General features: G+C 37.3%; 10 protein-coding genes and 1 CRISPR repeat array. Of the genes, 3 read left to right on the plus strand and 7 right to left on the minus strand.

Annotation, left to right across the window (positions count from 1 at the left end; translation table 11 throughout):
* Positions 1-8 precede the first annotated feature (8 nt).
* The 6 genes from csx19 to VB713_RS25620 are packed head-to-tail and all read right to left on the minus strand — an operon-like array spanning position 9 to position 7645.
* Positions 9-545 carry a CRISPR-associated protein Csx19 gene (gene csx19, locus VB713_RS25595; protein ID WP_323314307.1) on the minus strand — a complete coding sequence of 179 codons (537 nt, stop codon included), beginning with the start codon at positions 543-545 and terminating at the stop codon, positions 9-11.
* Positions 542-2110, minus strand: a complete 1569-nt coding sequence (locus VB713_RS25600; protein ID WP_323314308.1) for an RAMP superfamily CRISPR-associated protein — start codon at positions 2108-2110, stop codon at positions 542-544. The genes csx19 and VB713_RS25600 overlap by 4 nt, the downstream gene beginning before the upstream one ends.
* Positions 2103-3812: an RAMP superfamily CRISPR-associated protein gene (locus VB713_RS25605; protein ID WP_323314309.1), complete on the minus strand. Its 1710-nt coding sequence runs from the start codon at positions 3810-3812 to the stop codon at positions 2103-2105. Before VB713_RS25605 ends, VB713_RS25600 begins: the two co-directional genes overlap by 8 nt.
* Positions 3809-4531 (minus strand): RAMP superfamily CRISPR-associated protein, encoded by a 723-nt coding sequence (locus VB713_RS25610; protein ID WP_323314310.1) that lies wholly within the window; start codon positions 4529-4531, stop codon positions 3809-3811. Before VB713_RS25610 ends, VB713_RS25605 begins: the two co-directional genes overlap by 4 nt.
* Complete coding sequence (locus VB713_RS25615) at positions 4524-6230, minus strand: Cas10/Cmr2 second palm domain-containing protein (protein WP_323314311.1); 1707 nt, start codon at positions 6228-6230, stop codon at positions 4524-4526. The genes VB713_RS25610 and VB713_RS25615 overlap by 8 nt, the downstream gene beginning before the upstream one ends.
* Complete coding sequence (locus VB713_RS25620) at positions 6230-7645, minus strand: hypothetical protein (protein ID WP_323314312.1); 1416 nt, start codon at positions 7643-7645, stop codon at positions 6230-6232. The genes VB713_RS25615 and VB713_RS25620 overlap by 1 nt, the downstream gene beginning before the upstream one ends.
* 116 nt (positions 7646-7761) lie before the next feature.
* Here VB713_RS25620 and VB713_RS25625 point away from each other — a divergent pair, with 116 nt between their 5' ends.
* Positions 7762-9189, plus strand: a complete 1428-nt coding sequence (locus VB713_RS25625; protein ID WP_323314313.1) for a TIGR03985 family CRISPR-associated protein — start codon at positions 7762-7764, stop codon at positions 9187-9189.
* Positions 9190-9227: 38 nt separating this feature from the next.
* On the opposite strand, the gene VB713_RS25630 is transcribed toward VB713_RS25625, so the two are convergent.
* Entirely contained in the window at positions 9228-9533 is a 306-nt protein-coding gene (locus VB713_RS25630; RefSeq protein WP_323314314.1) for a CRISPR-associated protein Csx3, read from the minus strand.
* Between the two features lie 97 nt (positions 9534-9630).
* Here VB713_RS25630 and VB713_RS25635 point away from each other — a divergent pair, with 97 nt between their 5' ends.
* Both VB713_RS25635 and cas6 read left to right on the plus strand, forming a co-directional pair.
* Positions 9631-10968, plus strand: coding sequence for a TIGR03985 family CRISPR-associated protein (locus VB713_RS25635; protein WP_323314316.1), 1338 nt, complete (start codon positions 9631-9633; stop codon positions 10966-10968).
* Between the two features lie 285 nt (positions 10969-11253).
* A CRISPR array of direct repeats spans positions 11254-12864; the repeat unit is 37 nt; unit sequence GTTTCCAAATAAATAATCCCCGCAAGGGGACTGAAAC.
* Between the two features lie 43 nt (positions 12865-12907).
* Positions 12908-14044: a CRISPR-associated endoribonuclease Cas6 gene (gene cas6, locus VB713_RS25640; RefSeq protein ID WP_323314315.1), complete on the plus strand. Its 1137-nt coding sequence runs from the start codon at positions 12908-12910 to the stop codon at positions 14042-14044.
* Positions 14045-14162 lie beyond the last annotated feature (118 nt).

Genomic DNA, 14162 nt, shown 5'->3' on the forward strand with positions numbered 1-14162 from the left:
TAATCTCCTTAAAAGTAAATTTTAACTAAACGACGTAGAGCAATTCGAGCTACACCTGAATCATCGTAATCAATATAGTGATGAACACTTAAACGCAAAGGATGTTCATTATCCTTGAATTCAATATCAGTTAAAGGTACTGCATGACGTAAACCTTGCGAACCATCTGACACTAAAGTAAAATCACCACAATTTTTATCTGCTTGCGTTCCCCAAAGAATCTGATTTTCGGGGATAAATTCTGTATCCTTTTCATCTTGAATTAAACGAGCTTTAAAACCCTCATCAGTCTGCCATAACATTACTTCCGATGTTTCACCAAAAACCCGACATTGTTGCAAAGTAAAAAGACGTAATTTAGGCAAAAAATCAAATGCACTATCTGCCGTTAATAATTTACCATCTTTAAATTTTCCCCAAATCACTCCATCTTCAGCGTGAGCTAACAGAAACTTTAATTGATATTCTTCAGCTTGTTCTTCTAACCATTGATATATATCTAAATTGATTGAAATATCTAAAGGCTTACGTATTGGTTTATTCATTCAGCTACCTCTTCATTTAATGCATCAACAAACTTTTCTAAATCTTTAGGATTATCTATAATCAAAGGTTCATTTTCTGAAACTTGGGTAATATTCCAATTTTTATTTTCTAAAGCTAAAGTAATTGTTGCCGTTTTTCCCTGCAATCTTCCCCTGCCGATACTGCTTGTACCACCAACAGGTAAATCTCCAGTCCACAAGTCTTTAATTAACAGTAGTAACAACCCAATTTCATGAGGTTTCGGTTGACGTAACTCCAATTCCAACTTCAACTCTGTTTTATCGCTCCCAAAAATTGGTTGCTCGTTGAATAATGCTCCATGTAAAGCACCACCTGTAAAACGGTCAATAGCTATGCGATTTTGTACTAAATCATTACTTTCTTTAATAACACTTTCATGAACAATCAAACGACTTGCTCTCGTTTTTTTCTTGTTGTTATCAAGAGTATTTACTTCCAATTTATCTTTTTTATCTTCGACAAAACCAAATATTTCATCAATTATTCGTTTTGTAAGAAGACGTTTTTCCCCTTCTGTTAAAGTATTAATAATTCGTTCTGCCCGATGACGTAATACTCCCGCTAAACTTGTACCGGATATTATAGGTACTGGTTTTTCTTCACCTACTCGTCGAGATTTGAGGTGTACGGCATCAGGAGCTTTATCACTCGAAGCTTGGCCAGAGCGAATTAACAGGGGACTAGCAAGGGTGAATTTGGCATTAATGGTTATGCGATCGCGTTTATCATCCCGTTCGTCTACAAACTGAAGACCTGCTTCTTTCATCGCTGCAACAATGGAAGTATTAACAGCAGGTGATTTAGTGCAGGGTGGGTCAGTCAACCAGGAATGGTCAAGAGTTAACCAAGCTATGCGATCTCTTGCATCTTCTAAATTAAAATTCCAGACTTGCCAATTGTTGACCTTACAGCGACCGAAACCACGTCGTTTTTTCATCCCCAGGCTAATTTCGCCCTTTTCTAAACCTTGGAGTGCGATCGCTAATCCTTTCAGTAAAGTAGATTCATAGTTAGGTTCATCCGATTTTTTTTCTATTAACAACTCAAAACATAGAGGAAATTTTGTACCAGCTTGCAATACCTCGAAGTCATATTTAGCTTTCTCTGCTGCTGTCCGAGTAACGCTATTAATTTTTACCCCATCTCTCAGTTCAGATTTGATAATATCAATACTAATAGCATCATCTATAATCAATAGACTTTGATTATCCTGTGATTTTATTTCTATTTTTTCCTTTTCTGGAATGTTTACCTCATCTTTATAAACAAACAAATCGCCAAATAATTTTGTTACTAACTCATGACGATAATCATTTAAGTCATATCCTTTATTGCGCTCACGTAAATAGTTTCTTAATGCACCAGCGATTGACGAACCTGTAAGTAAAGCATGGTTGCTAATAGTATCTCTGAGCAAGGGTAAATCAATGAGACTATCAGCATCACCACTTCCTAAACAAGTAGGGGTATCTAAAATCAAAATACCGCCTACAATGATACGTTTAATAATATTCCGATTTGAACTATGACGTTTTTCAATCATTATTTTTCTCCTTCATCGTCTTTTTTGCAACTGCCATAATCAAACGAAGTGAATATTCTAGTGCTATATAAACATCGATATCTTGCTCTTTACCAGCGATATTCACCTTGGGTTGATTTGCAACTACTAATTTTTTAGTTTGTGGATTGCTACACCAAGAGTTTTTTAACCAAGTATCTGGCTCATTAAGCCATATATAAATATGCTGATCTAATTTACTACGCTCAAATTGTCTACGAGCATTAGAAGGCAAGTTACGTAGTAAATCGTGGACTGGTTCAGCTAGTTCTGTAATGCTTATACGTTCATTCTCAGGTTTAGTTTGTTCAAACTCAACTTCATATAATGCTTGTCTTGTAACAAGCATTAACCGAGATAATTGATTATTAGAAATCTCTTCTTGATTATTCAGATTGATAGTACTAACTTCCTGTATTAATAGTTCATCAAGTTTTTTCCGTACTATTCTATTAGCTATATCTGCTGCAATTTTAGAAGATTCTGGCTTTAATGATTTGATTGTATTAACTTGTTGCTTAATTTTGCTTTCTCGATTAGGCAATTTTGTTTCATATTCTGTTTTTTCATCTAGCCAGTTAAATATAAATCTACCAAATCCTTCTACCCTACGTTCCCCAATTCCTTGTTCTTCCAAAGTCTGAACATTTTGCAGAAACTCCTGAAATTTTTGCGGTTCAAGGTCAATTTTTTCAAAAACAAATACACTTCCTGCTGCTAAGGCTGGTGTTTGTGGTAACGGTAGTCCCCATTTACGATTAAATCCACCCACAATCAGACTACTAGCATAAATTCCATCTTCTTGAAATTTAATCTCCTCATTGAGTGATTCTGAAAATAGTTGACGTAACCTTTCTGGATCGGTTGCAGTTTGTCCCCATTTATCACATATAATTGTGTCACTGAGCAGTGTAATAGTTAAATTCTCATTTCTTTTTATACGTTCTTTCGAGTCAATTCCTACTTCATACCATTCACCGTCATTATTTAATAATTCTATTTTGACGTGACCATAACCTGCACTTTGAGAACCACCTAGCCAGACATCTTTCAGTTGTAATAATGATTCAATAATAGACTTATCTTCTTCAGAGTCACATAAAACAACTGCTTCAAAAGTCTGCCCTGCATCTATGGCTTCATAGTGAAATACTGCACCACTGCCCTCAATACCTCTACCACGTTTGCGATCGCGTTGGTTATGAATGTTGATTCTTCGCTTCACTCGGTAAAGCAATACATCAGAATCACTTACAGTGCAAAACTTTTCTTCTAACAGCTTGGGAGATAAATCTTCATCTCGCTCATCAATGGGTATTTTGCTGAAATCATAGACTGGTTTACCCTGCTTATCCGGATCTTCAGAAAATTCCTCACCTTTATTTTTATACCAAGAAAGCGGTATGGGTAAAGTACGTTTTTTATCAATATCAACAGGATATGCATTTAAATAACGAGTCTTAGAAGCATCAAAAAATAACCTTTTGATATCAGGAAATCGCTGGCTATCCAAAATATCATCTGTGTGTTTGATATTCTTCTGTTTTAAATAGCGACCAATCAACGCCCCGCGAATCATACTACCTAAAATATAGTCATGAGATACGTCGCTATTGGGGTCGCCTTGAAGTGATGTTGCAAGAATAGGTTGCTGCGTATGCAGTAAAAAATTAATTGCTTTCATATTCCTTTCCCGAAGCGTTCAATATAAGAAATCTTTTGGGTAATTTCGCTGTTATTCTGGATATCCCATAAAGTACACTGCACATGACCTCGTCCGCGATTGCGTCCGCTTCCCATCCTTCTTAATGCAAGTGTACCTACTACTAAAAGTGCCAAGATGTCTTTATCTTCTTCGGACTCTTCGTTTAGTTTCCTTGCAAATAAAAGTTTTGACTCAAAGGGTAGTTCCCGCAAAATCACACGTGCTGACCGCAGACTTCGTTCAGCAGCAGCCCCATTTTCCGGATCAATTGCAGTTTGACGACGGATGGTTGTAAGAGATTCCAAAATATCAGTATTGGTCAAAGTCGGGTGATATTTGGGATTTTCACGATTTTTCTTTGATTCCACATCTAATTGTGCTGCAATTGCGGTTCGTAAGTCACTTGGTAAACAAGCATCGCCTACGTGCATAATTGCCTGAGTATCAAGCGTACTACCCGGTTTACCAAATAGTTCATCAGCTATTTTCTGCCAATGTTCGCGCTGATTTTCATGTGGTATTACACCGACTAAGTTATCACACTCCTCACTTAGTAACCCTTTTAAAGTGCGTCCCCGTAAATAAGGAAATCCGTAGCAGTCATGTTCTACCTCTTGGTCAACTAACCCCGCAACCCCATCACCACGACCAAACGTTGTATCACTCAGCAGCTTTATTTTTAGGGTGTAGTTACTCATCGGTTGACTCTCCTAAAGGAATGTAAAACTCCATTGCTTCAATGGCATCAAAGTAAGCGCAGATTCCATTCCAATGCCAACCTTCTTCTCCCAACTTATTATCAGCTTCTGGGAAGGCTGGTAAGCTTTTAAGACGGTACACCTGTCGAAACTGCTTTGTAGCTTCATGTCCCTGACGCAGCACATCACGTAATGCCATAACTTTGTTACGTCTATCTTTCCAGTCTTCGTGTGTATTAAACTCATGAACAACTTTGGCAAAACTAGTCCAAGTACGCCACTCTTTTTCATAGGAACCTGAATGCATAGGTCGCATTGCTAAAGAAGCAACTTCCTTACGTTCAGGAATTTGCACTTCATACTCGCGTTGCCGAATTTCATTAATTGACCCTATTAAACCACTGGCTGCAATATGCCAATCTAGCGCAGAAAACAAAGGTTTTTCATAATCATTTGTCTGTTTTTTCATCCACTTTTTAGCTTTACCGCACAGTGATTCACTCAATGCATAAGCCTTAGCAAAAGGATAGTGATTTTTAACAATTGCAATACCTGCACAAGCAGTTACTTTATTTTTTATGTCAGGTAAATCAGCAGTAAATTCCTCAAATTTATTCAAAAACTTTGTAGCAAGAGATAATCCCAAACGCCCATCACATACAAAAGTGATATCATCACCACCATATACTATAGGGCGAAAAGGTAAATAAGTTTGTCCATTTCTTTTTTGAAGAGTTACCTTATTTATAACTTCCTGTGATGTATCGACATACTTAATAACTGCTTGATGATCCTCAATAGTAATTGAGTTAAGAACCGTTTCAGCAACAGCACGTAAAGCCTTACTTGCAGAACTATCAACTGCTATGGAAAATTTCCGCATCTTTACAATACAATCTTCATTGTCAGATGCAGTTTTAAGATATTCTTGAAAGCGATTTCCCAGCCTATTACCATCAGCGTGAACGATAGCTATATAACTACTTTCACCCTCTGAGCGCCCCAAATCATCAACATCGTATGGAATTTCGTATTTACCAAAATCCAAGTTTTTGAAAATAGTATTTTTAAGTAGTTGATTAGCAGGTTCATTATACTTGCGATCAACTGTTTTCAGTTTCGCTACTATCTCTCTAGAAACCAAATAACTGTCATTTTCTGGAATACCATAGCGGTTGCTCGTATCTACTGCAACTAATCCTGTTGAATTGCAAGTGGCTGTGACACTCAGACCCAATATAGGCATTGATGGTCTTGGCTTTCGTTTTTCGTTTTCCAGTTTTCCCTGAATTAATTTTTTATCAATCACTTCTTGGAGTAAGTCTGTATCCCAATCAAATACTTCGTGAGCAATGACAATATTTAACCCTGGTGCTTCATGTAGTATTTTACTGGTTAATTTCTTAGTAAATTCTTTGGCATATTCTTCACTTCTAAATAGCAAGACCGTATTACCACCACCTGTATATACTAACTCAGCCACAATTTCTAAATTTGTAGTAATACGTAGTCCAAAATCATCTGTTTCTTCATCAGGAATATAAACTTCACCTAGTTCTAGGAAGCACTCTTTAACCCATTCAGATGTTGCTATTTGAACCAAATATGAACCACCAATATTTTCACGCAGGCGGTTGCTACCAAAAATATATTTTTGGATTCCAGTTGTATCTATTACCGTTGCAACTAAGTTATTCATTATGCATCTACCTCTTGAATCCAATTTTTTAGCTTTGTTGATAAATCTGCAATATCTCCACTTCCAAAAACATTAACTTTAGGGTCATTAATCTGACTCATAAAACGTTGTTTTATTTTTTTCGGTTGATCATAGTAACAAACTAAAGCCACCCGTGCTTCATCTCCTCCCATCTGTCGCGCTCGACGATAAGCCTCAAATAATTTAGATTTACATAAACCGCTATCATTACTACTTGTACAGGATATGGCAAAAAGTTGATACCCTCTTAAGCAGGCAACATCAAATTCAAACTCGACAATATTAAGGTTTTCTGGAAAATCAAACGACATACCTAATTCATCAAGTGAACATTCTTCCTGAATTTTATTTAACTGTTGTAGTACATAGTCTTCTAGCCAAACACCTTCAAGCCATTTACAAATTTCTTCGGGATAATCTTTATTTTTTTTAGGTTTAGGTATCCTTTCTTTGTATTCAATTAGCTGTTGTGCCTGTTCAATGGTTTGAATTGATAAATTTCCGTTAGAATCTAGAAAATTATATCTTTCTAAAAGAGAAGTAATGTCTTGTGGTAATTCATAGATAGGTAATGATAAGTTTCTCAAATAAGTCGCATTTTTCCATTCTCTAAAATTAAAGTATATTTCTGTAACGGTATTGTTTTGGTTACTGGATATTTCTTCTCCTTCTTGGCTGTCTAATTTCTTTTGCACTCGTTTTACCTCTTCCCTTTGCTTTCCCTCAATACTAAGTTGCTTTTTGCACCATTCTCGCCATGCTAAATTATTTTTGACTATAGCTTCTACTAATTCTGGAAGTGCGACATCGATTTTATATGGTTTTTTTGGTGGAACTTCAGTTTTGGGTGGCTTGCTTAGAGATAACCCATGTAATTCAAAGAGTTTTTCTAGCGAAAATTCTAGTAGTTTTTTTGGTATATCTAAGGGAATCGGGTTGTTGATCTGGTCAATCAATATCTTCAAACTACGAGAGTCTAAGTAGCTGAAAATAGGAAGCGGATTAAGTTGAATCGTTAAGTCTTTATCATCATGGAAAAGTAGTGCTTGATAGGCATGAGTAGCCATTGCTTTTGTGCCGCCTGTATAGTTCAGACCAAAACTATTTTTATTTGGAAATTCTTTTTTAAGTTCTTTGATTTTTTTTCTAATCCTCTTCTTAATTTCATAAGCATTAGATTCGTTATTATCCAGGGAAACTGTTTCGCGATCGCTTAAACCCAATATTTCCTTGAGACGTTCCGCAGGTTTTTCCGTGCCTTCACTGAACACGAGGTAAGGCTTACCACCTTCTCTCAACAAAGTCTTTGCCGCCACATAATTAGGCAAAGGGTTTTCACCAATAAGCAAAAACAGATGGTCAACTTTATACTTGTCTAATTCAGATGTAGTCATAATCTCTCATGTATCCTTTTATCAAAATTTCTGTTACCAGTATACATAGCATTGGAAATCCCCCTTTCCAATACCTGCTAGATTAGAAAGCGCACATAATAACCTATTTATCCTCCGTGAATATACTTTCTAATACCACCCCATCCCCCAACATCTTACAGCAGTTAGCCAATGGATCTCTTGATCAAGGTCACAACCTCACTCGCGCTATTCGGCTGTGGGTATTGTTACATTGGTTATATAGTGATCAAGGACAAGCAGCTATTGGTGACACCTTCACTTACACTGACTGGCGACAAGCTTTCTTTACCAAAACCCACAAGGATGAAAAACAAACCGATATCATTAACCATCAAGACCCTGACTGTGCTTGTCTCAAAACCACCCGACAATGGTTAGTAGAATTGGAAGTATCTATAGATGAGTGGCAAAATTCTTTACAACAACATATACCAGTATATAACTCTGATTTAGAAAAACTTGTAGAAGAAATCCTCAAGGAACGGTTATTTGCCCAAGTTCGCAAATCACTTCAAAGCGACTTAGATTTATTAGTCAGTAAAAATTGCTTGCAACGAGTAGATCATGTCTCTGGTAGAAGCAAATATTACCGTCGAGTAGAGGTATTACCATTTTCTAAAAAATCAGAAAATTTTGGCTACGAAACGAATTTAAGTAATAAAAAACAAGCCTATTTAGCTGGAACTTTGGGTATGTTTAGTTTTCTTGACCCTAGTTTACCATTACTGGCAGAAGAACTTTCAGAAGAGGAAATAGATGAAGACAATCATCGAGTTTTCTTATATGCTGATTATGTAGTACCTGAATCAAGTCCAATACAAGATGCAGTAGATGAAATTCAAAGTGAATTACAGGATATTTGGGATTCGGGTAAAATTCAACCTTTACTTTTAACTTATCACAGCGCCCATCAAAATAAAATTTATGAATGTGTTGTTTATCCAGTCTGCATTTATTTTATGGAACGCGCTAAATATCTATGTGCTTATGGTAAAACCCCTAAAGGTGATATCAACTGGTACAAATATCGCTTAGATAGAATAATTTCCCAGCAATTAGAAATTTTAGATTGGGAAGACAATCGTGTTCCACAATTATTAAGAGATAAATATAAAGAGCATCAACTACCAACTCCTAAAACTGTGAATATGAAATTGAAAGATGCTTGGGGGTGTGATTTTTATAAAGAAAAAACATTGATGATATTGCGGTTTGACCAAAATTTTCATCAAAATTATATCCAAGGAATCAACATCCACCAAACATTTAAAGCTATTAACCATGAACAAGCAAAAACACTAATCAAACAAAACACACCCAATTCACTACATCAGCATATTGTACCAATTCTTGATTCTCGCTCAAATCATGATGCTTATTACCAGGTATATTATCGAAATACAGATTATTATGTAATTAGACGGTTACGAGCTTTAGGTTCAAAAGTTGAAGTCTTACTACCTTGGGAATTAAGGCAAGAAATGCTACTAGAACTCCAAAATACTTGTAATTTGTATACATAAGTAATTTAGAGTCATATTTGGTGAAACTAATAAACACTTTAATCAATTAAGTCTCCCAGCTTATATGCAGGATTGTGTGTGATGCAGATCACATATTTACCTAATTTTGGATCAAAAAAACCAATTGCACCGTAAATATGGGCTAATTTATGTGCCAACACAAAAGCAACAGGGATAGAAACGGGTCCATTAATCCTCAGCAGTTGTCCTCCTGTAAGTTCTCCAGACTTTGCCATTTCTTCAAGTCGCGTAGCAGCATCTTTGACAATCTGGTCATTTTGGGCAGGTTCACCAAAACTCAACCGCAAAACATCGTCTTTTAACTCAATGTTGTAAGTAGTCATTACCTTGCTTAGTGAGCAACTATCACATCATACATGGCATTGGAAGCAGCCTATTCCAGATTGGTTTATGCTGGAGTTATCCCCAAGTTCTAGTAAAGTGTCTGAGCAAATTTTTTCTGATGTCCCTCAAGTAGAGTTATTGCAATGGTTAGCACGCGGTTCTCTCAAACAAAACCTCCTCCGTGCCATTCGGTTGTGGGTGTGGTTACGTTCTTTATATGGAGAAGGTCAAGACCATGTATTCTTAGAGGATGGTTTTACCTTAGCAGACTGGAAAAACGCTTTTTTTCGTTCTACACACCCCAAGGGAGAAGCAATTCCTCAATTCCATGACCATAACTGTCCTTGTGCCAAAACTACCGCTGACTGGTTGTTTGATACCAAAACTGGATTGAATGAACAAGAATGGAAGCGATCGCTATTATCGCACGTTAACATCCCTAATTTAGATGAAATCCTCCACAAGCGATTATTTGGCGTAACTCGTCGTTCCTTACAAGCAGATTTACAAATTTTAGAAGAATTAGGTTGGCTAGAAAATCGAGAGCAAAAATATCATCGAGTTCAATATTTACCTTTTCGTCCTATCACCACCAAACAGAATATTAACGAATTACATTTTCTCAATCAAGAAGATTTAGCAGAAATTGCTCAGAATCTCTCTCAACAAATTGGTGGTATCCAGCGGTTCTTTTTTAAATTAGATTATGTTGTAACCGCTATAGACCAAGTTGAAAATTGGCAATATGAACTCCGCAAACTTTGGTCACAAACCCCAGTTCCACCGATTAGGTTAATTTATAATAGTGCCAGATTAAGAGAATCTAGACAATGTTTAGTTTATCCTGTTTGTATTTACTATGTGCAACGTGCAGTTTATCTCTGTGCTTTTGGCGAAAGTCCTGATAAAAAAACAGATTGGTATAACTTTCGTTTAGATAGAATTGAAAATATTACACCAATTGAATGGACAAATCCTGCCATTCCTAAGACACTGCAACAGCGTTATCAACAAAGGAATTTACCAAATCCAGAAGAAATTGAAGTGCAAATGCCGAAAGCATTAGGTTTTGATTTTTATTTAGAATCTCGACTAATGCTGCTACGATTTGACCGTGAATATCATGACCGCTACATTCAGGATACTTTTCGGCACGAAACATTTAATTTAATTAATTACCAAAAAGCTAAACATTTGATTCAAAGTTCTGTAATTAATTCAGACCAAAAAGCAGAATTATTAAAAGTTATAGAAAATCGTTCCCCAAAAGATGCTTATTATAGCCTTCAATATCGACATGGGGATAATAATGTAATTATGCGTTTACGAGCATGGCGACCGAAAGTAGAAATTCTGTTACCTTATGATGTAAGAGAAAGAATTGCGGCTGATATTACTAAAGAAATAGGGCTTTATCATCATTCGCATCTTTAATATTGAATAAATTCATTAGTCGGATGCTTCAATATTTTTAATACAATAGATATTGACAAGTAAGTTCAGAAATTATACCTTGGTGTAAGGATAAATTTGGCAGACCTAGAGCGGGGTCAAAAACCCTGGAGATTCGCCAAATCGCCAGAACCTTGATAATTGAATACTTTCAGCGTTTGATTAGTTTCAGTTGGTAGATGACCCGAAGCCTGAAATGAGGTTTTTTGAGAGGTCCGCCAAAATCGTCTCTAGATTCCGCCCCTAGACTATGTTTCAGATGGCGGAGTTTCCAAATAAATAATCCCCGCAAGGGGACTGAAACTACAAACCAAGATTTCACTAAACCTCTGAGATTTGCCCTGTTTCCAAATAAATAATCCCCGCAAGGGGACTGAAACAAATCTTGGTTTGTATACAGTTCTCGTGTAGAATGGTTTCCAAATAAATAATCCCCGCAAGGGGACTGAAACCCAATACTAGGAATGCTTGATACTGGATCTTGTGGTTTCCAAATAAATAATCCCCGCAAGGGGACTGAAACGTGAATTGGATTACCAAGGGGACGTAATCACAAATCTGGTTTCCAAATAAATAATCCCCGCAAGGGGACTGAAACTTATTTCATATTGCTCTAGTGCTGCATTCATGCTTGGTTTCCAAATAAATAATCCCCGCAAGGGGACTGAAACTCAAGTTAAAAGCCTTGAGGCAATATTCAAACGGATGTTTCCAAATAAATAATCCCCGCAAGGGGACTGAAACTAACAACGGGTTTGACGGTTTCACTCTGTAAATTAGCAAAGTTTCCAAATAAATAATCCCCGCAAGGGGACTGAAACATCATCCCCATAGATCATCCAGAAACATGGATGGCAGACTCTCAAGTTTCCAAATAAATAATCCCCGCAAGGGGACTGAAACACAAGCAACTGAAGACCCTGGAAATGATACAGGAGTGTTTCCAAATAAATAATCCCCGCAAGGGGACTGAAACAATATAAGCTATCAGGTGGGGTAAAAAGTCTCGATCCTTGTTATAGTTTCCAAATAAATAATCCCCGCAAGGGGACTGAAACACCCAATTTCCGATGCTATAGGCAAGATGGCATCGGAGTTGTTTCCAAATAAATAATCCCCGCAAGGGGACTGAAACTCAAAGTTGCGTTGTCTGTGCAAAGTTTACCCATCGGTTTCCAAATAAATAATCCCCGCAAGGGGACTGAAACCTGACGAGGCAAGTTAAAAATAAAGGAAAATGAATGTTTCCAAATAAATAATCCCCGCAAGGGGACTGAAACGCCATAACTAAATGGGACAAGGTAAATATACGGTTTCCAAGTTTCCAAATAAATAATCCCCGCAAGGGGACTGAAACTGGAGATATACCAGATGGTAAGAAAGTATTCCATAAGTTTCCAAATAAATAATCCCCGCAAGGGGACTGAAACGTGACTTTAGACGGCGGTTCCTCAAATGACTTTGAGGGTTTCCAAATAAATAATCCCCGCAAGGGGACTGAAACTTTACTAGTGTTTTCTTCAATTTCCCAATTTTTCGGAGTTTCCAAATAAATAATCCCCGCAAGGGGACTGAAACATGTACTAAAACCGGAAGAGGTTACTGTAATTAATTCTAGTGTTTCCAAATAAATAATCCCCGCAAGGGGACTGAAACCGAAGTTTCAAATGAGCATAAAAAAGGTAGTCATTTGTTTCCAAATAAATAATCCCCGCAAGGGGACTGAAACTTTTAGAGCAAATCGCATTTCCCTTGGTTTCAAATCCAGAGTTTCCAAATAAATAATCCCCGCAAGGGGACTGAAACTTGATGGCATGAGCGCAGACCAGATTTTAGCTAAAGTTTCCAAATAAATAATCCCCGCAAGGGGACTAAAAGATTATAAAATGACTGAATATCAAATAATGTAGCATCAGAAAAAATGCCAAGAAGAGCTACATCGAGCAAACGCGCAACGCCCTCAGAAAACAACTCTCTGGTATGGGCAGATAATGCCGAATTAGTTGGTTTAGTCTTTGAATTAGAGGCAATTGATTCTGCGTCTCTATATTCGCAATATACCATTGGACTTCATGCTTGGTTTCTAGATCAAGTTCGCCAAATTAATCCAACCCTTTCAGCATATCTGCATGATGGTGAATCAGAAAAACCCTTTAATATTTCTGCCCTCGCAGGTCAATTAGTTGCCACTGGTAAACAACTGCAACTGCAAGCAAATCACACTTATCGTTGGCATCTTAACGCCATTTCTCAACCAGTAGTTCAGTTCTTGAGTCAGTGGTTAACACAACCTCTACCTATTCTGAAATTAAGAGATGCTTCCTTACAAATAAAACAAGTAAGTATTGTCCATCCACCAACTACTTACACTCAACTATTGCAATCATCTATAGAAAACCAAAACTACAGAAACATTAATTTGAGTTTTATTTCTCCTACCAGTTTCCGTCGCAAAGGTCATCATTTTCCCCTTCCAGTTCCCTTCAATCTTTTCCATAGTTACCTGAGACGCTGGAACGACTTTTCAGGAATGCCTATAGAACAAGACGCTTTTCTGAACTGGATAGATGAAAACGTCATCATTCACAAACACCGTTTAGAATCAGTCAAAGTCGCAGCAGGTAAACGGGGTTCAGTCACTGGTTTTACTGGTGCAATTTCCTTGGGTTTGAGTAAAACTGCCTTAGCCAATATTGAATTTACCCAATTATTTTACGCCTTAGTCCAACTTGCTCCCTATTGCGGAACAGGTCATAAAACTACCTTTGGACTAGGACAAACCTGTTTAGATTGGGTAAAACCAGAATCAAATATATCTTCTGAAGGGTTAACAAACTTACTTCCAGAACGAATTGAGCAATTAACAGCGATATTTACAGCACAGCGCAAACGCACAGGAGGAGAACGTGCTGAAAAAATTGCTACAACCTGGGCAACGATTTTAGCACGGCGGGAAATGGGAGAATCATTACAGGTAATCGCCCAAGATTTAGAGATACCTTACACCACTGCCAAAACCTACGTCAAATTAGCTCGTCGGACGCTGAAAGATACGTGACATACTCCATACCCCAAGCGATCGCTCCCATCCTTCAAGAATCAATATCCCTGAGTAATCCATTCACGCCCTGCTTTTTCTGCGGCTTCTGGGGTGTAGTAAAGTTTGCGCTCACCGA

Origin of the sequence: Anabaena cylindrica UHCC 0172 (assembly GCF_034931625.1) — a bacterium.
Lineage (GTDB): Bacteria > Cyanobacteriota > Cyanobacteriia > Cyanobacteriales > Nostocaceae > Anabaena > Anabaena cylindrica_A.

Coding starts and splice junctions, on each gene's coding strand:
- csx19 (WP_323314307.1), bottom strand. CDS start 545: ATGAATAAACCAATACGTAAGCCTTTAGATATTTCAATCAATTTAGAT.
- VB713_RS25610 (WP_323314310.1), bottom strand. CDS start 4,531: ATGAGTAACTACACCCTAAAAATAAAGCTGCTGAGTGATACAACGTTT.
- VB713_RS25605 (WP_323314309.1), bottom strand. CDS start 3,812: ATGAAAGCAATTAATTTTTTACTGCATACGCAGCAACCTATTCTTGCA.
- VB713_RS25600 (WP_323314308.1), bottom strand. CDS start 2,110: ATGATTGAAAAACGTCATAGTTCAAATCGGAATATTATTAAACGTATC.
- VB713_RS25615 (WP_323314311.1), bottom strand. CDS start 6,230: ATGAATAACTTAGTTGCAACGGTAATAGATACAACTGGAATCCAAAAA.
- cas6 (WP_323314315.1), top strand. CDS start 12,908: ATGCCAAGAAGAGCTACATCGAGCAAACGCGCAACGCCCTCAGAAAAC.
- VB713_RS25620 (WP_323314312.1), bottom strand. CDS start 7,645: ATGACTACATCTGAATTAGACAAGTATAAAGTTGACCATCTGTTTTTG.
- VB713_RS25630 (WP_323314314.1), bottom strand. CDS start 9,533: ATGACTACTTACAACATTGAGTTAAAAGACGATGTTTTGCGGTTGAGT.